This window comes from Kribbella caucasensis (assembly GCF_004361855.1).
In the GTDB taxonomy this organism is placed as follows: Bacteria; Actinomycetota; Actinomycetes; order Propionibacteriales; family Kribbellaceae; genus Kribbella; species Kribbella caucasensis.
Genome location: NZ_SNWQ01000053.1, coordinates 1 through 18,019 on the forward strand (window position 1 = coordinate 1; position 18,019 = coordinate 18,019).

17 protein-coding genes and 1 pseudogene are annotated in these 18,019 nt (G+C 63.6%); 9 read left to right on the plus strand and 9 right to left on the minus strand.

The window, feature by feature from the left end; all coding sequences use genetic code 11:
* Window positions 1–79 precede the first annotated feature (79 nt).
* Window positions 80–490: a hypothetical protein gene (locus tag EV643_RS43005; protein ID WP_133806010.1), complete on the minus strand. Its 411-nt coding sequence runs from the start codon at window positions 488–490 to the stop codon at window positions 80–82.
* A 1-nt stretch (window position 491) separates the two neighbouring features.
* A complete protein-coding gene (locus EV643_RS43010; protein WP_133806011.1) occupies window positions 492–1,538 on the minus strand; it encodes a DUF262 domain-containing protein in 1,047 nt (348 codons plus the stop codon).
* Between the two features lie 297 nt (window positions 1,539–1,835).
* On the opposite strand from EV643_RS43010, the gene EV643_RS43015 reads away from it, so the two are divergent.
* Window positions 1,836–3,107, plus strand: a complete 1,272-nt coding sequence (locus EV643_RS43015; RefSeq protein WP_133806012.1) for a hypothetical protein — start codon at window positions 1,836–1,838, stop codon at window positions 3,105–3,107.
* A 746-nt stretch (window positions 3,108–3,853) separates the two neighbouring features.
* Here the strand turns inward: EV643_RS43015 and EV643_RS43020 are convergent.
* The 4 genes from EV643_RS43020 to EV643_RS43035 form a co-directional block, all read right to left on the minus strand.
* A complete protein-coding gene (locus EV643_RS43020; RefSeq protein WP_133806013.1) occupies window positions 3,854–4,492 on the minus strand; it encodes an NAD(P)-dependent oxidoreductase in 639 nt (212 codons plus the stop codon).
* Window positions 4,493–4,523: 31 nt separating this feature from the next.
* Window positions 4,524–5,549 (minus strand): LLM class flavin-dependent oxidoreductase, encoded by a 1,026-nt coding sequence (locus EV643_RS43025; protein WP_133806014.1) that lies wholly within the window; start codon window positions 5,547–5,549, stop codon window positions 4,524–4,526.
* 89 nt (window positions 5,550–5,638) lie between these two features.
* Window positions 5,639–6,571, minus strand: coding sequence for an NADP-dependent oxidoreductase (locus tag EV643_RS43030; RefSeq protein WP_133806015.1), 933 nt, complete (start codon window positions 6,569–6,571; stop codon window positions 5,639–5,641).
* A 53-nt stretch (window positions 6,572–6,624) separates the two neighbouring features.
* Window positions 6,625–6,996 carry a DoxX family protein gene (locus tag EV643_RS43035; protein WP_133806016.1) on the minus strand — a complete coding sequence of 124 codons (372 nt, stop codon included), beginning with the start codon at window positions 6,994–6,996 and terminating at the stop codon, window positions 6,625–6,627.
* Window positions 6,997–7,106: 110 nt separating this feature from the next.
* Here EV643_RS43035 and EV643_RS43040 point away from each other — a divergent pair, with 110 nt between their 5' ends.
* The 4 genes from EV643_RS43040 (at window position 7,107) to EV643_RS43050 (ending at window position 10,327) form a co-directional block, all read left to right on the plus strand.
* Window positions 7,107–7,781 carry a TetR/AcrR family transcriptional regulator gene (locus tag EV643_RS43040; protein WP_133806017.1) on the plus strand — a complete coding sequence of 225 codons (675 nt, stop codon included), beginning with the start codon at window positions 7,107–7,109 and terminating at the stop codon, window positions 7,779–7,781.
* 325 nt (window positions 7,782–8,106) lie between these two features.
* Window positions 8,107–9,387: an IS110 family RNA-guided transposase gene (locus EV643_RS43045; RefSeq protein ID WP_202870060.1), complete on the plus strand. Its 1,281-nt coding sequence runs from the start codon at window positions 8,107–8,109 to the stop codon at window positions 9,385–9,387.
* Between the two features lie 145 nt (window positions 9,388–9,532).
* Window positions 9,533–9,673 carry a hypothetical protein gene (locus tag EV643_RS44575; protein WP_166665804.1) on the plus strand — a complete coding sequence of 47 codons (141 nt, stop codon included), beginning with the start codon at window positions 9,533–9,535 and terminating at the stop codon, window positions 9,671–9,673.
* A gap of 99 nt (window positions 9,674–9,772) precedes the next feature.
* Window positions 9,773–10,327 (plus strand): phytanoyl-CoA dioxygenase family protein, encoded by a 555-nt coding sequence (locus EV643_RS43050; protein ID WP_133806018.1) that lies wholly within the window; start codon window positions 9,773–9,775, stop codon window positions 10,325–10,327.
* Between the two features lie 43 nt (window positions 10,328–10,370).
* On the opposite strand, the gene EV643_RS43055 is transcribed toward EV643_RS43050, so the two are convergent.
* Both EV643_RS43055 and EV643_RS43060 read right to left on the minus strand, forming a co-directional pair.
* Entirely contained in the window at window positions 10,371–10,868 is a 498-nt protein-coding gene (locus EV643_RS43055) for an SLOG cluster 4 domain-containing protein (RefSeq protein WP_133806019.1), read from the minus strand.
* Window positions 10,869–10,880: 12 nt separating this feature from the next.
* On the minus strand, window positions 10,881–12,245 hold the full coding sequence (locus EV643_RS43060) for an NsdA family TPR-like regulatory protein (protein WP_133806020.1): 1,365 nt from the start codon (window positions 12,243–12,245) through the stop codon (window positions 10,881–10,883).
* A 362-nt stretch (window positions 12,246–12,607) separates the two neighbouring features.
* Here EV643_RS43060 and EV643_RS43065 point away from each other — a divergent pair, with 362 nt between their 5' ends.
* From EV643_RS43065 to EV643_RS43080, 4 genes are all read left to right on the plus strand, one after another.
* Complete coding sequence (locus tag EV643_RS43065; RefSeq protein ID WP_133806021.1) at window positions 12,608–13,225, plus strand: putative ATP-grasp-modified RiPP; 618 nt, start codon at window positions 12,608–12,610, stop codon at window positions 13,223–13,225.
* Window positions 13,225–14,178 carry an ATP-grasp ribosomal peptide maturase gene (gene tgmB / locus EV643_RS43070; protein WP_133806022.1) on the plus strand — a complete coding sequence of 318 codons (954 nt, stop codon included), beginning with the start codon at window positions 13,225–13,227 and terminating at the stop codon, window positions 14,176–14,178. Before EV643_RS43065 ends, tgmB begins: the two co-directional genes overlap by 1 nt.
* Complete coding sequence (locus EV643_RS43075; protein WP_133806023.1) at window positions 14,175–15,299, plus strand: methyltransferase domain-containing protein; 1,125 nt, start codon at window positions 14,175–14,177, stop codon at window positions 15,297–15,299. The genes tgmB and EV643_RS43075 overlap by 4 nt, the downstream gene beginning before the upstream one ends.
* 118 nt (window positions 15,300–15,417) lie before the next feature.
* Entirely contained in the window at window positions 15,418–16,515 is a 1,098-nt protein-coding gene (locus EV643_RS43080) for a DUF3644 domain-containing protein (protein ID WP_238166212.1), read from the plus strand.
* Between the two features lie 426 nt (window positions 16,516–16,941).
* On the opposite strand, the pseudogene EV643_RS43085 reads toward EV643_RS43080, so the two are convergent.
* Window positions 16,942–17,487: pseudogene (locus tag EV643_RS43085) on the minus strand (class I SAM-dependent methyltransferase); the annotation flags it as partial.
* Between the last annotated feature and the right edge of the window lie 532 nt (window positions 17,488–18,019).

Below are 18,019 nucleotides of genomic sequence, written 5' to 3' on the forward strand. Positions count from 1 at the left end.
ACAACCAACGCCGCCGAGTACGGTACTTCTGCACCCGGCAATCACGCCGGAGCACAGCCAGACCAGAATCGCTGCCCGGTCAAGTTTGAAGAGCCAACAAACTTCCGAAATCAGATACAACGCGCGCGTCAGAGTTATGCGCGGCCATCGTCTGCACGATATCCGCCCGCGCCATCAGAGCGCTGACGCCGTCGCTGCTGCATTGCCTGAATAATGCGGCGTCGATAGCAGCCAAGAGAGAAACTGGTAGCTCTCTTCTCTCTATCTGTCGAAGCGCGACCTCGCTCGCAAGAGCCTGCGGGAACTCACGCATGAACTCCTCCAGGACTCCACCCATAACCACATACGACAGGGCTCTATTTATTGCGGAGAACCCATCGTGGTCGAACGTCATGGTCGCGGCCGATCGATCGATCGACTCCAGTCGCCGACCCTCGCGATCAAGGTGTTCGAACGCTCGATCAAAGATCGTATCTAGAATCGCGGACATGTTAGGAGAAGAGTTCTTGTGCGCGAAGGACACGCTTACGCAGCATTGATCGACTATTAGTACCTTTGGTACTTGCCTCAACTAGATCCTCGTCATTCTCCCAACCATTGGGTGGCAGTTTCGGCGTGTTGCCATCACGAATGATCCGAGCGACGCCGATCAATACCGCCTCGAGTTGATTCAGGGGAGTTGTAGAGACTCGCTCCCTTTTGAACGGTCCATCGATCGCAGAGCGCAGGAACTGAACAGTCTCAACGAAAAGCTGACGATCAGGCTCGAGGTCAGTATCGTTAACACGACGCTTCATGTATGCGTTAAGGAACTTCGTCACTTTCCCATCGAAGTTGTCCATACCGTCCAGGTATGCAAAGAATTTCAACACAATCTCCGCCGCCGTAGCATCGTTCTGACTCTGCGGCTTAAGCTTGAGCAGAGATACATACTCAGGAAACTCTGACAGTTCCTCGATCAAGAGATTGAAGGACCCAGCGAAGACACATGCACGGATTTCCTGCGGCGTCAACGCAACCGCACCCGCATTCAGACGGCGAAACAACTCAAACCGAACGTCTGCATCAGATTTGTCGCTCAAGACCTGAACCCGAATATAGCGCTTTCCAAACATCAGCCGTATGGGCATGGGAAGGTCTTCGAATGACAAACCAGCGAAGTTAGTCAATTGTGAGAGCTCAGAAAGAACAAGGCGATCTTCCGAGAACGCTAACTCCGGTGAGTTTGGTACATCAATTCCATGGAACCGCAAGATTGTCGCTATCCGCTGAAGGCCATCCACGACATCCCACGTGCCATCCTTGTTCGTAGCGACAAAGATTGCTGGGACTGGAAGTCCTAACAAGAGGGACTCAATGAGCGCCGACTGAACTTCAGCTTTCCATCGAAATTGACGCTGATATGCAGGAGCTACTACTACTTCATGAGATTCGACCATACGTACTATTTCACGAATAGAAAGGTCGAAATACTCGGTATCTACCGCTCGCCTATGACGGTCAAGTTCCTCTTGAAGATCAACTTTGCCGTCACTCATTAAGGTCTCCTCTTGACGCCATTTTGCCAGCGCGGACGAACGGCAATCTATCACTACCTCTACCGCCTGCTCCAGAGACCAACAACAGGAATCAGAGGTGAACCGGAGCGGCAGGATCTCGAATCACTGATTCAGACTATGTTGTCGCATTCGCTGCCCATCATCACTCCAGGCGACTCAGACGATGGCACCGTGCCAAAGGTCGTCGATCGGCTGCCCTCAGATTCACGCTCAACACACAGACGCATCGGGATCTCCGTAGGATGTGCGGAGGTTCGACTAGCGAGGAGCGTAGGCTTGATCGATCGAGTGCGTGATCCCAAACAGACCGGCGGCAGAGACCGGGCCTGGTACCGCTACTACGCTGGCTACTCGCCGGCCTTCGTTTCGGACGCTCTCGATGTTCTCGGTCTGCCAGAGGGCTACGCCCTGCTCGACCCCTGGATGGGAGCTGGCACCACCCTCGAGGTTGGTGCAGGCCGTGGGCTTCGCGTCACTGGGACTGATCTCAACCCTGCCATGATCGTAATCAGCAAGGGGAGGATGGTCGGACGAAATTCGTCGTCCAGCCTCGAACCTCTGGCAAGAGAGTTGCTAATTGACCTCAAACCTGCCAGTCGGCGAACTTTCGATCCCTTGTCCCAATGGTTCACTAATGGGACAGCTGGCCGACTTCGCAGTCTATGCAACCGGATAGATGAAGTACTCGTTACTCCAGGTCTTTCAGCAATGCAACGCGTGGATTCAATGTCGTCAATAGCAGCATTCTATTACGTCGCCATGTTTATGCTTGTAAAAGATTGCACTCGAACATTTCAGTCCAAGAACCCAACTTGGACTAAGCGTCGAGAATTGGGTGCTGGTCAGATATCCCTGACGGCCAAAGAGATATCTCGACTCTTCCTCAACATAGTCGAGTCTCTGGTCCGTCTGATTGAAGCAAGATCACTTGAGAGCGCGCCGGAACACAGTGTGGACTCATTACGCGCCGACACCCGCACACTTCCACTGGAGGACAATTCTCACGATGCGGTGATCACGTCTCCTCCATACTGCACACGTCTCGACTACATAGTCGGACATCTCCTTGAACTGAGTTGCTTGAATATCTCAGCCGAAAGCATACGAAGCCTGCGAGACGCCATGATTGGCACCCCGACCATGGGCATGAAAATTGAATCTCAGACACTTGGAGAAAACGTCGACCGTTTCCTTCATGCCGTCGCGAGCCACCCATCATATGCATCCGTCGGCTACTACGAGCCGAACTTTCGTCGATACTTCGAGGGTATGAGTCATTCTCTAGCTGAGATCGACCGAGTGGTTAAGCCAGGCGCCTCGGTTGTGCTCGTTGTCCAGGACAGTCGATATAAAGATATCCACTTGGATCTTGCGGCTGCACTCACCGATATCGGCACGTCCCTCGGCTGGCGACTCAGCGGAAGGAAGGATTTCCGCGCGGTCCGCTCGATCGCCCATCTGAATCCCAAAACAAGCGAAGCAAATCGAGCGATCAAGCCCACGGAGTCAGTGTTACTTTACGAGACAGCCGACTCAGGTCATCGCTAGTCACAACTCCAGCTCGGCGAGCCGCACGCGGCGCAGGTGGCGAGAGGCGTTCGAACAGTTGGAGGCTTGGAGCTCGTGAGTTGTCCCAGGTGTCCCACTGTCCCAGAGACCACTCTGACCTGGGAAAACGCCTGGGACAGTGTGCGATACCAGTGTCCCAAGTGTCCCATCTACCGAGTCGGTCGGACAGCTGACATGGGCGCCACGCACCCCCGCGACTGTGTTGCAGCACTCCCCAGAAAGGCGGCTGAAACACAGCGGTGGAGTAGGTCCGCCTAGGTGCCAGAAGGGTCTCAATGTGGGTCTCATCCGCCGCAGTTCGGGACCATTCACCATCGGTCGCGGCTTGTAGAGCACAGGCTTAGAAGTGGGTACTGACCCGCTTTGAACGTCGAATTGTGGTCTTGGAAAGCGTGTTGGGGGCAACCCCTCACGAGTTCGAATCTCGTATCCTCCGCCACTCCGCCGGAGTACAAGAAACCGCAGGTCAGAGAGTGGTTTCGGGCCTTCGGGAGGACGACACAAGCCGGGGCGGCTCCCTAGTCTGGGAGCCGCCCCGGAGTCGTTCCGTCTCGGTTTCCGTCTCAGTTATGCCCGAGGCCGGTGCAGGACTCCGGCTGTGCCGTCCTTGTCCTCGCGGCAGGCGGCATCTCCGGTGCGGACGTCTGATGCGATCACCGGACAGTGACCTCAGCCTTGTGGGACTGGTGCTTTGGATGCAACGGGTGTCGAGGGGGATCTGGTCGTCAATTGCTGATCGCAGGGGCGGCATGCTGATAGGTGGTGTCGGTCAGTTGCCCCACCAGGAACGCGGCGATGTCGGTTCTGGTCATCGCGGAGCCGACGTCGTCGACTCCGAGGTAGCCGTCGCGGGTGGTTCCGGTGGGGTTTTTGTTGGTGGGGTTGGTGATGCGTGCGATGGTCCAGTCGAGTCCGGAGTCGGTGACGGCCTGGGTCATACCTTGGAGCTCGCGTAGGGCGTTGGGGAACATCAGGTTCGCCAGGATCGGCAGGATGCGGGCTTTGAGGGTGGGTTTGTCGCGGGGGTCGGCGATGCTGGGGGTTGCCAGGCCGATGAAGCGGCGGACGCCGGTGGCTTGCATGGCTTCGACGATGGTGCGGGTGCCGTCGGCAACGGGCGTGCCGGTGGTGCCGCGTTTGAGGGAGGGGCCGAGGGCGCTGATGACAGCGTTGCTGCCTTCGAGGCCTTCGCGGACGCGTTCGTGGTCGGCGAGTTCGCCGGTGACGAGCCGCAGGCGCGGGTCGTGGCGGTCGAGTTTGGCGGGGTTGCGGGCGTAGGCGACGACGTCGTGGCCTGCGGTGAGGAGTTGGTCGACGACGTGGCGGCCGATGCCGCCCGTCGCGCCGAAGACGGTGACCTGCATGGGGGTGTCCTGTCTGTGAGGTGGATGGTGGTCAGGTGGTGGCGCCGCGGACGGCGGGAGCGATCTCTTCGGCGTAGCGGTGGATCGAGTCCGTCACGGCCTCGCGGGGCATGCCTCCCCAGTCGATCTGGCCGAGGAACCGGTCCAGGCCGAGAGCTTGATGGGCGTCGAGGATCTTCTCGATGAGTTGTTCGCTGGAGCCGATCATGATCGCGTTGCCGCGCCGGGTGCCGGCGTCGAACTGTGCTTGGTCGACGACGAATCCGCGGCCGCCGGGCGTCTTGGGTCGCAGGTACTGGTGGTAGTACGGGAAGGTCTGGCGGGCGGCCTGTGGGGTGGCGCCGGCGTAGAAGTGGGTGGAGATCCCGACGCGGAGTTTGTCCGGGTGGCCTGCCCGTTCACCGGCGGCGCGGTAGAGGTCGACGGTGCGGCGGGCATGGGTCAGCGGTCCACCGATGTAACCGAGGATCATGGGCAGGCCGAGCCGCCCAGCCCGCTCGGCGCTGGCAGGCGACCCGCCGACTCCGAGCCAGACCGGGAGCGGGTTCTGGGCCGCGCGCGGGGTCACCGGCGCATCGTGCAGGGGCGGGCGGAACTTGCCGGACCAGGTGACGTGGTCGTTGGTGCGCAACTGCAGGAGCAGGTCGAGCTTCTCGCTGAACGCGGCGTCGTAGTCGGCGATGTCGACGCCGAAGATGTCGAACGGTTCGGTGAAGGCGCTGCGGCCGGCGGCGATCTCGGCGCGGCCGTTGCTGAGCAGGTCGAGGGTGGCGAAGTCCTGATAGACCCGCAGCGGGTCGAGCACCGGCAGCACGGTCACGCCGCTGGTGAGGCGGATCGTGCTGGTGCGGGCGGCGGCCGCGGCCAGTACGACGGCGGGCGACGACACGGCGAAGTCGCGGGTGTGGTGCTCGCCGAGGGCGAACACGTCCAACCCGGTGCGGTCGGACAGGGTCGCATAGCCGACGATCTCCTCGACCCGCTGCTGGTAGCCGGGCGGCCGGCCGGTCGCGGGGTCGGTCTGGATGTCGCTGAGCGAGATGACGCCGAGCTCCATGAGTTGTCCTTGCTTGGAGAGAGCGGGTGCGGCGGGATCGACGTCGGCGGTGTACCGCGTGGTCGATCCCGGCCGCGTCCGCGAGTGGGTCAGGCGATGGTGATGACGAGCTTGCCGAGCGTGCCGCCGGCGAACGCCGTGAAGGCTTCGGGTGCCTGGTCCAGCGAGTAGGTCGCCTGGACGTGCACCTGGCAGCTTCCGTCGGCTCGGTGGCCGGCGGCGCGCTGCAACGTCGCCGGGTCGGGGTTGGCGTAGATCCCGGTGACGGTGGCCTCGGTCGGGGGCAGCTGGTCGGGCGACTGGATCATGGTGGAGACGAACCGGCCCTGAGGACGTACCGCATCGAGGACGGCGGTCGGGTCGCCGGCCAGGTGGATGATCGCGTCGACGCCGTCGGGCTGCTCCTGCTGTACGGCGGACAGCACGTCGCCGGTGTGGTCGACTGTCGTGGCGGCGCCGAGCTTGCTGACCAGCGTCCGCTCGGGGTCGGTGGCGGCGGTGGCGATCACCTGCGCACCGGCGTTCCCGGCCAGCTGCACGACCTGGTTGCCGACGCCGCCCGTGGCGCCGACGACCAGCACCCGCTGCCCGGCCTGGACCTCGGCGGCGTCGACGGCCTGGAGGGCGGCCGTCCCGGCCAGCCCGAGCGCGGCGCCCTCGATGAAGTCGATCGAGTCGGGCAGTCTGGCCAGACCGACCGAAGTCGGAACAGTGACGTACTCGGCGAACGACCCGTCGCCCAGGTAGGGCTTCGTGACGACCCCGAAGACACGGTCACCGACCTGGTAGTCGCTCACTGCGGCGCCGACAGCGTCGACGGTGCCGGCGAAGTCCTTGCCCAAGACGACGGGGAACCGGTGCTCCATCATGTCCTTGACCCGGCCGGAGGCGACCGACAGGTCAAAGCCGTTCACCGACGCCGCGTGGACCCGGACCCGGACCTCGCCCTCGGCAGGCTCGGGAACATCGATGTCGACGATCTTCGGGGCGGACCCGAACTCGGTCAACGCAAACGCACGCATAGCAGATCTCCTTGATTCGAAAGGGTTTCGGCGGCCGAATCGTTCGGCCAGGGTTAGAGCGAGTACGGCCCGAACCGGCCCCAGGCGATCACCACGGCGACGGCGAACAGGACCGCGGTGAATGCGATCGCGCTGGGCTCGCGGCGGCGCCGGTGGGTGTTCGTAGCCAGTGCCATCACGACCGCGAGTCCCGTCGCGGCCAGCGGGGTCAGCACCGGCACGATGCCGGTCGCCGCCGGCACAACCAGGCCGATCGCCCCGAGCAGTTCGACGATGCCGATGAACCGCACCGTGCCCGCGGAGTAGTCCTCCACCCATCGCAGCTTGCCGAGCAGCTTGCGCCTCGGCTGGGTGGACTTGGTAATGCCCGACATCGCGAACATGCCCGCCAGGACGATCTGAAGAACCCACAAAGACACGTTCATCCGGTACTGCTCACTCCTCGCTCATGAATGGAACGGGTACTCCACTTACTCCTGACGACGACGATAACACCCGAAGTGGAGCAGGTATTCCAAATGGGTAGGATGGGGTCATGACGAAGGACCCGGACGCGCGAACGCCGGAGCCCGGCGGGCCGGGTCTGCGCTCCGACGCGCAACGCAACCGCGAGCGCGTGGTCGAGGCCGCGCGCGACGTGTTCGCCGAACAGGGGCTCGATGCGTCCACCAACGAAATCGCCCGCCGCGCCGGCGTCGGCGTAGCCACCTTGTTTCGCCGCTTCCCAACCCGCGACGACCTGATCGCCGCAGCCTTCGCCGACAAGATGCACGCCTACTCCGTAGCCATCGACGAAGCCCTGGCCGACCCCGACCCCTGGAGCGCGTTCTGCGGCTACATCCAGCGCGTCTGCCAGATGCAGGCCGACGACCGCGGCTTCGCCGACGTCCTCACCATGACCTTCCCCACCGCCAAAGCCTTCGAAGAAGAACGCAACCGATCCGCCGACAAACTCACCGAACTACTCGATCGCGCCAAAGCAGTCGGGCGGTTGCGCCAAGACTTCGCTCACCAGGACGTGCCCCTGATCCTGATGGCCAACGCCGGTGTCGTCACCGCCACCCGTGACGCAGCCCCCGACGCCTGGCGACGCCTCGTCGGCTACCTCATCCAATCCTTCGCCGCCGAAACAGCCCGCCCGATCCCGGACCCGCCAACCCCACGCCAGATGTACCGAGCGCTGATGCGCCTGTCCCGCAAGACCTCATAGGGGCGCGAACACTGCATGGTTCAGACAACGCTCGATACCAACGTTCCGGGCGGACCTGCAGCCAGGAGACCTTGCACACCTGCAGAGGGCTGATTCGTCAAATAGTCCCTGTGTCCCTGTGGAGGACGCCCGTCGTGCGTGAAAATGGGGGTGGTTGCCCGCCGACGTCGTACTCGCTTGGTGCCGGGAGGCCGTGAAATAGTCTGATCGCTGGGAGCGTGTTTAGGGGCCCGGCATTGATGCCTTGAGCTCGAGAGTTCGCCTCTGTTTCCCCCGTTTCGCTCCCGCGGGCAGCCGTCTATTCGGTCTGTGGAGGTGGAAGGCGGTGGCGTTGGTGGATGAGATCACCGAGGAGCCGGAGCGGGTGGTTCAGCGGGTGTGTGCGCTGGATCTGGGCAAGGCGGGTCTGGTGGCGTGTGTGCGGGTGCCGCACGAGACCAGACCGGAGCGCAGGTTGCAGGAGGTCCGGGAGTATTCGACGGTGACGCGGCAGTTGCTGGAGCTGGCGGACTGGCTGCGGGTGCAGCAGGTCGAGCTGGTGGCGATGGAGTCGACCTCGGATTACTGGAAGCCGGTGTTTTATCTGCTGGAGGCTGAGGGGTTCACCTGCTGGCTGCTGAACGCCACGCATGTCAAGCACCTGCCGGGGCGGCCCAAGACCGATCGGCTGGACGCGGTGTGGCTGGCCAAGGTGGTGGAGCGGGGGATGTGCCGGCCGTCGCTGGTGCCCCCGAAGCCGATCCGGCAACTGCGCGACGTGGTCCGCTACCGGCGGTCGCTGATCCGAGACCAGACGCGGGAGAAGCAGCGGCTGGAGAAGCTCCTGGAGGACGCCCAGATCAAGCTCACGTCGGTGATCAGCGACCTGCATGGGGTGTCGGGGCGCCAGATGCTGCAGGCGATGATCGACGGCGAACGCGACCCGAAGGTCTTGGCGCAACTGGCGCACGGCATCATGCGCCGCAAGATCCCAGTCTTGGAGGAGGCCCTGACCGGGTTCTTCGGCGATCACCACGCCGACCTGTGCCGCCGGATGCTGCGGCGCATCGACGACCTGTCGGCCGACATCGCCTCGCTCGACGCCCGGGTGGAGGAGCTGATCGCCCCTTTCGCCCACGCGGTGGCCACCCTCGATGAGATCCCCGGCGTCGGCGTCCGCGCCGCCCAGGAGATCATCGCCGAGACCGGGGTGGACATGACCGTCTTCCCCACCGCCGCCCACCTGGCCTCCTGGGCCAAGTTCACCCCGATCGACCACAACAGCGCGGGCCGCAAGAAAGGCGGCGGCACCGGCAAGGGCAACCCGTGGCTGGCCGGCACCCTCGGCGAGGTCGTCGCCAGCCTGGCCCGCACCGACACCTTCCTCGGCGAACGCTACCGGCGCCTGGCCCGACGACGCGGCAAGAAACGCGCCATCGTCGCGGTCGGCAACTCCGTCCTCACCATCGTCTGGCACCTACTCAACGACCCCGACCAGCACTACCAAGACCTCGGATCCGACTTCTACGAGTCCCGGATCAACAAACGACGCCGCGAACGCGACCTCATCCGCCAACTCGAACACCTCACCGGACACAAGGTCACCCTCACCCCAACCGCCGCCTGACCCACCGCGCCATCACCCGAACCCCGACCACCGCCGGGGCCATGCTGCCGCGCCCTGGCAGGGCACCATTTTCGAGTTAGCAGTTGAGCCTTCGAGCCAGGTATTTCGGTAGCGGCCCCCCCGCCGTCCGGCGCAGCATGGGTGGATGCTCAATGCCGAACAGCTCAGTGAGTTCAAGCGCGACGGGATCATCAAGATCCCGGCGGCCTTCACTGCTGACGATGCCGCTCGGATGGGTGACGTGCTGTGGGCCGAGTTGGCAAGGCGGCACGGGATCAAGCGGTAGGACCGCTCGACCTGGACGCCCCTGAGGCCGACGGGGTTGAAGACCACCCGGAACCATACGGTTGCGAACGCGATCCTCGGAACGCAACTTCGGTCCGCGATGGATGATCTTCTCGGACCGGGCGCCTGGACCGAACCACTCCACCAGGGACAGGTGCTGGTCACCATGCCGACGTCCGAAACCTGGTCGGCTCCACATCGCCAGTGGCACACCGATCTCGGGTTCGATCTGCCGGCGGACGAACTGGTGGCCGTCAAGATCTGGGCCTTGCTGAGCGACCTCAGACCCGGAGGAGGCGGCACACCTCAGGTGGCTGGCTCGCACAGGGTGATCGCTCGCCACCTGAACAAGACCTCCGAGCGGGACTTCACCACCATCCGGGACCAGGTGCTGCGTTCGCACCCCTGGTTCCGCGGCCTTACCAGCGCTGACGGCGACAGCGATGCCGACCGCACGACGCGGCTGATGACCGAGGCCGACCTGGACGGTCTACCCGTCCGCGTCGTCGAGCTCGCAGGCCGTGCGGGCGACGTCTACCTGACCCACCCCTGGGTGCTCCACTCGATCGCTCCGAACGCGAGCGATACCCCGCGAATGATGCGGAGCCGGGTGATCTGGAAGACCGGCTGGCCCGACAAACGAACCCCGAAATGATGTGAGGATGGGGTGGCTCCCAAGCTGGGAGGCGGGTGGGCAGTCACTGCTGATCACCCGCAGACCGGCCTGCCATTGCGAGTTCTACGGCGTGTTCAGGTGAGTCGGCGACGTCGATGCCTGCTACTGGTTGGCCGTTGGCATCGAGGATGGTCCAGCCGCCAAGGCTGATCACCGGTACGCCGCCGCGGCGCTTGGCGAGGGCGAGTTCGCTGAGCGTTCCCCAGGAGCCGCCGATCACGATCACGGCGTCGGCGGACCATACGATGACGGCGTTTCTGGCCTCACCCATGTTGGTTACCAGCACCGCGTCGAGGTCGGGTGAGGCGCCGTCACGAGTGTTGCCCGGTCGTACTCCGATCACGAGTCCGCCGCGGCTTCGACCGCCGGCCGCGACCTCCGCCATCACGCCGGTCCCGCCCCCGCAGACGATCACGGCACCTTGTTCTGCAAGTAGCTCCCCCACACGGCGAGCGGCAACGGACTCAGCTTCAGTGGCGGCGCGTGGACCACAGACCGCGACTTGATAGGGAGACGGCACGATCCCGTTCTATCAGCCGGACAGCTCCGGCAGATCTCGGGCGGCCGGGTACGCGACGAACTGTTCGAGCTGGTCGCGCAACTCGGCAGCGATGCGGGAGTTCGCGTATCTGCCGGTGCGGAGGGCGCGGCCGATCTTGGTCGACCGCTCGATGACCGGCACGGTGCGGCTTTCGGCCGGCAGCTGAAGGACATCGGCAAGCTGAGCGGCGCCTGAGTCGAGATCGTCCAGTGCTACATGAGCGGTGACCAGGTCGAGCTGTGCAGCCGCGACGAGCTCGGCCGAGCTACCGGGGGTCGAGCCGAACAGCTCAAGCGACTCGCGGGCGTCGCCGACCGCTTGGTATAGATGGTCTGGGCCGCCGAGAGCTAGATGCGCTTCAGCGGCGTAGTAGGCGGCCTTGCCAGGAGCAAAGTAGAACGCGCCCGGGGCGGGTATTTCACCCGCAGCTTCGGCACGGGCATCCGCCGCAACGCGGAGCGCACGGCCGGTCTCCTGCTCGTCACCAAGTGCGGCCAGGGAGCGTGCCTCTTGGCTGGTCAGCCGCAGAAGATCACTGCCACCGCGCACATACATCTGGCCTTCGCGAGACAGATCCGCCGACCGTCGGTAGTCCCCCTGCCAGTAGGCCACCTGAGCCTGGACCCAGCGGGCATAGCCGCGGAGCTGGTCGACTCCGGACAAATCAGCGCAGATCAACGCAGTTCGGGTGTGCGTCTCGACGCCGTATGCATGCCCGAGATCGCTGCTCAGATGCGCCAACAGCGCGCTGACCTGGCCAGCGATTCGATACAGCTCTTTGGCCTGTTCAGGCCGCGGATGTCCGTCCAGCATGCTGAACACCTCTCGCCGCAGCTCAGCCAGTGGGCGGAACATCGCGTACGGCGAGCGCCGCATGTACTGCTCTGCCAGAAAGATCACGTCAGCCTCGAGTTGCTCCAGAACCTCCTGACTGACGACGCCCCGAGCATGGCGTACGAATCGTGCGGACTCCTCGGCTGCCAATTCCAGTTCCTCCATCAACGCCGGTCCAGCCGGCTTGCCGCGCGCGACCACGTCCACCGTAGGCGCATGATGCGGCAACCACTCCGCTGATACGACCGGAACCGGCGGGCACTGAGTCCTCGCCGGTCCAACCAAATCCTCGAACGGTGCGCCCCACAGCTGTTGCGCTACCCGTCGGGTTGACGGGTAGGCGTTGTCTGCATCACCGGACATCAAGCGACGCAGGTGACGAGGCGACAACGTCGCCGCCTCACCGATCTGATTGGCGACGGAGCCGAACTCTTGCGCGGCCTCGGCGACGGTCTGATCGCGCTGCCGGATCAACTGCTCCAGCAACGTTCGCGGAGTATCGCGTTCCACGACGAGCCGCACCGCCTTCCGTGGCTCAGGTTCCTGTTCTCTCAGCGTAGGACGTCCACCAGTCTGATCATGGTGACGACGGCGCGGATGACCGGCAGATGTCCGCCCCAGCACCGTCGTAGCCACGCCCTGTCCGCTTCCTGTCCGCCAGAAGCCCACGAGCTGGCCTAGCGATGTCACCTAGCCAAGGTCGACGATCGGTGACGTACGCAACCGATCGCCTCCGACCTCGCCGGCACACGGTTGGCCAGCACCAGCAACATTGCCCACGGGGAGATGCAAATGAGTGACTGGTTCGCCGTGCTGTACGCCGCCACGGTCGGCTTGTACAGCTGGCTGGCGGCAACGCAGCGACACGAACGGTGACCGCTTACATGACTAGCTACCCCGCAGTCGGGTATGTCAGCGCATATCTCCTAACCACCGAGAACGAGCTATCCGCATTGCGTTGCAGCGTCGCAGCGTTCGCCCAGAAGTGGGCGTTCGCGCTCCATTCCATCCACGTCGAGGAGCCGCCGCGCACGCTGGCGGCCTTCCAAGCCCTCATCGAACAGCTCACCACGGACAACATCACAACCGTCCTGGTCCCGAGCCTTCATCATTTTGCCGCCATCGGTAACCCGTTGGAGATCAAGGAGCTCCTTGAGCAGCTCATCGGTAGCCGAGTCATCGCCACCACCCGCCCCCGTTCGTTGCCTGAGAGGAAGTCAGATATGACGACTACTTGTTCTACCCGTCCCTGGGGCGTGCGCCGAGCATCCGCATGCACTCGATGGCGCACCGACGAGGACGCCTTGCCAACGAGCGTGAAGATCGACCCGGAGACCCAACTTGGCGTCTACCTTGACCAGACCGGTCAGCCGATCCAGGCGGGACCGCCGAAGCACGGAACGCAGCGAGTGCAGTTCAAGTGTCTGACGACTGGAGGGGGCGACGGCGCCAGGCCCGGCAGCACAGATGACACGAAAATCGTTGAATACGTGCCTGACTGATGGCGGCGGACAGGCCGGTCCTCATCCTGACGTGTGCTGATGATCCAACGTCGGACGTGGTCGTAAACGAACTCAACAACCGCGATGTGCCTTTGTTCAGGTGTGATCCGGCTGACGTGCTGGCCGGCGGACTGGAGGTCTCAGCCCGATTCGGTGAGGACGGTATGCGGGGCTACCTCCGTACGGAGGCTAGATCTCTCGATCTCGCCGCTGTGCGCTCGGTGTTCTACCGTCGGCCCTCGTCGTATGCCGCGCCGACCGCGATGTCTGAGCAGGATGGCCGATTCGCCAAGGAACAGGCCAAGCACGGTATGGCGGGCATCATGGCGAGCATTCGCGGCCGGTGGGTCAATCACCTGTGGCGGGCGATGGAGGCCGAGTTCAAACCGTCCCAGCTCACCGTAGCCCGCGAGGTGGGCTTCACCGTGCCGCCGACGCTCATCACCAACAGCCCCCAAGACGCTGGCGAGTTCGCCAAGGCGCACGGTCCGATCATCTACAAGCCTTTGCAGAACACCAACCTTGTCGGACCGGACGACAACGCGGCTGCGGTTTGGGTCGATGAGGTCACGCCCGACGAACTGGACGACTCAATCCGCCTGACGCTTCATCTGTTCCAGCGCCAGGTAGAGAAATCCGCGGACGTGCGGGTGACCGTGATCGGCAACCAGGTGTTCAGCGTCCGGATCGAGTCGCCGTACATCGACTGGCGACGCGACTACGACCAACTCTCGTACGCGGTACTCGACACGCCCGATCACATAGCGCGGGCATGTCGGCGTTACCTGGATAGGTTCGGGTTGCTGTTCGGCGCCTTTGACTTCGGCATCGCCCACGATGGTTCGTGGGTCTGGTACGAGTGCAACACAGGCGGCCAGTGGTACTGGCTCGAGCTTGAGACAGGCTTGCCGATGACGGCGGCTCTGGCGGATCTTCTGGAGATCAGATCATGACCAACGAGATACACCCGGAGATGTGGCAAGTGCGGGCTGCCGAAATGGTTGCCTCAGTCAAGGACAAAGGGCACCTTGCCGACCGTCGTCTTGAGGCCGCGTTCTTGGAGGTGCCACGCCACCTCTTCGTGCCTGAGTACCTGCGCCTGGACGTCGATACCGCCGGAGCGGCGCGCGTGAATGGCGTTGTCGGCCAGTCCAGTCCGGAGTACCTGGACGCGATCTACTCTGACCAGGCGTTGATGACCCAGACCAAGCCGGTACAGGGGCAGCCGGACAGCTTCGTGTGGAGTTCCTCGTCATCGATGCCATCGGTCATGGCGGACATGATCGAGGAGCTGGGCATTGGCCCGGGGATGACCGTGCTGGAGAGCGGTACGGGCACCGGCTACAACGCAGCAATCCTGTGCCATCTCCTGGGCAACGCGGCAGTGACCACGATCGAGATCGACCCCGACCTCCTACGGGACTCACTCAATCGCCTCGCGAAGCTGGACTACCACCCGTCGGCCAGTCCACAGCCACGAACCTACGACCGAATCCTTGCGACCCACGCCGTCGACAACATCCCTACAGACTGGATTGAGTGGGGCAAGCCCGGAGCCGTCATCCTGACCGACCTGCGGCCTCCGTCGAACACTCAAGTCGGCGCGTGGGCCAAGCTGACAATCGACGCCGACGGCCGCGGAGCCACCGGGCAGCTGATGCCTCCACGCGGCTACTTCATGAGTGCCAGGAAGGTCCCCGAGTACGCCGACGACGGCCAGAACCTCCCCGCGCTGACCCTGGAGGAACACCAACGCCGAGCCGAACTGATGGAGATCCGGGACACCAGTCTTTCCCCCGAGATCTTCGCGGACGAGGCGTTCGGCCTGTACCTCTGGCGCCAGCACCAAGACATCTGGTCCTGGTACCAGGGCGGCGAAGTCATCCTCAGCACATCCGATGGCACCTGGGCTCAAGTCCGAGGAAACACGGTCAGCCGCATCGGCGACCGAGATCTCTGGGCCGACGTCGAGAACACCTTCCGCGATTGGCAGGCTGCCGGACGGCCACCGATCACCGAATGGACCCTTCGAGTCACCCACGAAGGCACCACGGAGGTCAAGCTGCCCAGCTAGCCCGAAAGTGCCCGGAACGGGTTGACAGCCGACCCACCTAGGGACGGGCCTCGTCCGGATCTGGCGATGACCTCGAGCCTTCGGGTTACCGTAGTTCACCCGAGTTGGGGGAGTCGGAGTGGCCCGTCCGAAAAAGCATTGGGCGATGGTGGAGGCCTCGCGTGACGAGGCCAGTCTCGCCGTGCGCCTGTACAACGATCCTGCCGAGGTGCGGTCTTTCGAAGGTTTCGTCGTACACATGCACCTTGCCTGGCTCTACCTGCTGCACGCCGAGTTCACCCGAGACAAGATCGATCACCGTTACTGGCAGCGGGACAACCCCCGTCGCCTGGAGCGGATCGACGGCGAACCGAAGCGCTGGGAGCTCACGAAAAGTGCCCGCGAGCGATGGCCGGATCCGCAGAATCCAGTCCGCGCCAACCTGGAGTTCTTCATCGGCCTACGCAACAAGGTTGAACATCGATTCGCCCGGGAGCAGCAAGCGTTGTCGGCTGTGGTAAGCGGCCAGGCGCAGGCCCTGCTGCTCAATTATGAGGAGGAGTTGACCACCCAGTTCGGTATGACATCGAGCCTCGCAACCCGGCTGCGATTCCCGGTCTTCGTTGGTTCATTCACGGCTGAGGGGGAGAAGGCGCTACGGCGGCTACGGAAGATGCTGCCAGCGTCGCTCCGCATGTTCATAGCGGAGTACAACGCGAACCTCGATCCGTCCGTCAGCGACGACCCACGCTACGAGCTCCGGTTGCGGGTCTTCCAGGAGCTCGCCCCGAAGGACCCCGACGCCCTGGCGATCCAGTACACCCGATACGACGACCTGACCGACGACGAGCGAGCAGCGGTGGAACAGCTCGGGCGGAAGGGCAATGTCATCATCAAGGAACGTGTGCGGAACGTCGCGGGTGCGGACGAGCTCAGGCCAACGCAGGTGGTGAAGGCGGTCCAGGCGAGAATCCCGTATCGGTTCACGACCGACGACTTTCAGCGCGCCTGGAAGAAGCTCGACGTCCGTCCGCCGAGCAAGTCGCCGCACCCGGAACGCACGGAGGAGAAGTACTGCACGTACGACAAGCGGCATGGCGACTACGGCTACAAGCCGGCGTACGTGGAGAAGCTCGTCCGGGAGTGCTCAAACGCGGAGGGCTTCACGAACCCGACCGGGAAGCCGGCACGGGACAAAGTCACGATGGCACTGGTCGCCGTGCCCACGACCGGATAGCACCTCTGGCATCGAGAAGCAGCAGCCCCGTTGTAGCTCCGGAGTCGGTGTTTGCCCGCGCTGAGAAGTCAGCCGTGACCGCGGCGTTGGCGCTGGCTCCTGCTCACGCCGCCGAAAAGTGTTGCTACGCGCTCGGGCGCCTTCCGGGTGCGATCTCGACTTCCCCGGCGAGCCATCGGACGAAACGGTCTGCGTGGACCAGATATGTCGTCTTGCTGCTCGGCGCCAGATCGGCAGCATTGATCAGGCTGCTGTAGCGCTCAAACTCTCCGCGGAGCTCATCTGGCGTCCACGAGGTGCCAGCTTCGTTGTCCATGCGTCCCATGGTCCACCCCTCGGTCGCCTCCGCAATCCGAACCTTGGCTGTGCGGCGGCTGGATCAGCCAACTGCCCCCACTCTCGCCACGGGGCAACCAGGCGCGCGGGCTAGATTCGTTTGATTGTGGCGAGCCAAGCCGGTGCGCCGTTGTCGTCGTGGAATCTCGTTTGGACCCGGTCTGGTTCGATGGTGGTGATGTTCCACCCATTGCTGGGGGTGAAGGCTGCTTTGAGGTCTTCCTGGCTGATGGGGTGGGGGACGGTGTCGGGGTCGGTGTCGCTGAAGCACAGCACGTACAGGGTTGCGTTGGGGTTGGTCACCGATGCCAGGCTCGCGGCGTAGGCCGGGCGCTCGTCGGCATTGAAGGTGTGGAAGAGGCCGCAGTCCAGAACCGTGTCGAAGGTGCGTCCCAAACGCTCCAGATGGAACGCGTCGGCTGTGGCGAATTCGGCCTCGATCCCGCGGTCGTCGGCTTTTGCACGGGCCATCGACAGTGCTGTGTCGGCCACGTCAACGCCCAGGACAGGCAGGCCCAGCGAGGCGACGTGCAAGGCGTTCTCGCCGGTCCCACAGCCCGCATCGAGCACCGCGCCGGCGAATGCTCCTTCGGACGCCAGACGCACTATTGCTGGTTGCGGCCGGCCGAGATCCCAAGGCGCGGCCGTTTTGGTACGACGCGTCCCAGGGTCGGCCCGTCATCCGTTCGTGACTGGTTGGCTGGCGACCACCGAACGGATCGTCAGCGCGGGACCCTGATCGCTCGGACAACTTCGTCCCCTTTCTCCAAACCGAGTTTTGCCACCTCGTCGAGGAACGTCAATCCATTCTGAACGCCGAATTGCGGTCTTGGAGAACGTGTTGGAAATCGGGGCGGTCGTCAAGCTCTGGACGTGGGGTTCGGGTCCGTGCGACGATCGCTCGCGGGGAAGTCGGCCAGAATTCGTCCTGGCCGACGGGGGGAGAAACATGCGAAAGATGTTTGCCGGCGTGCTCGTAGGCCTTTTGCTTGGATCGGTAGGCGTCGCCGTGGCTGCCATTCCGGACGAGGCCGGTGTGATCCACGCGTGCCGGAACAAGTCCAATGGCACAGTGAGGTTTTCTCATCGGGTGGGTTTCTGAAGTTGGAGTAGGACGAGGGCGGCGGTGGTGATGGCGCCGATTCTCCAGGGGTCGAGGGTGACGCGT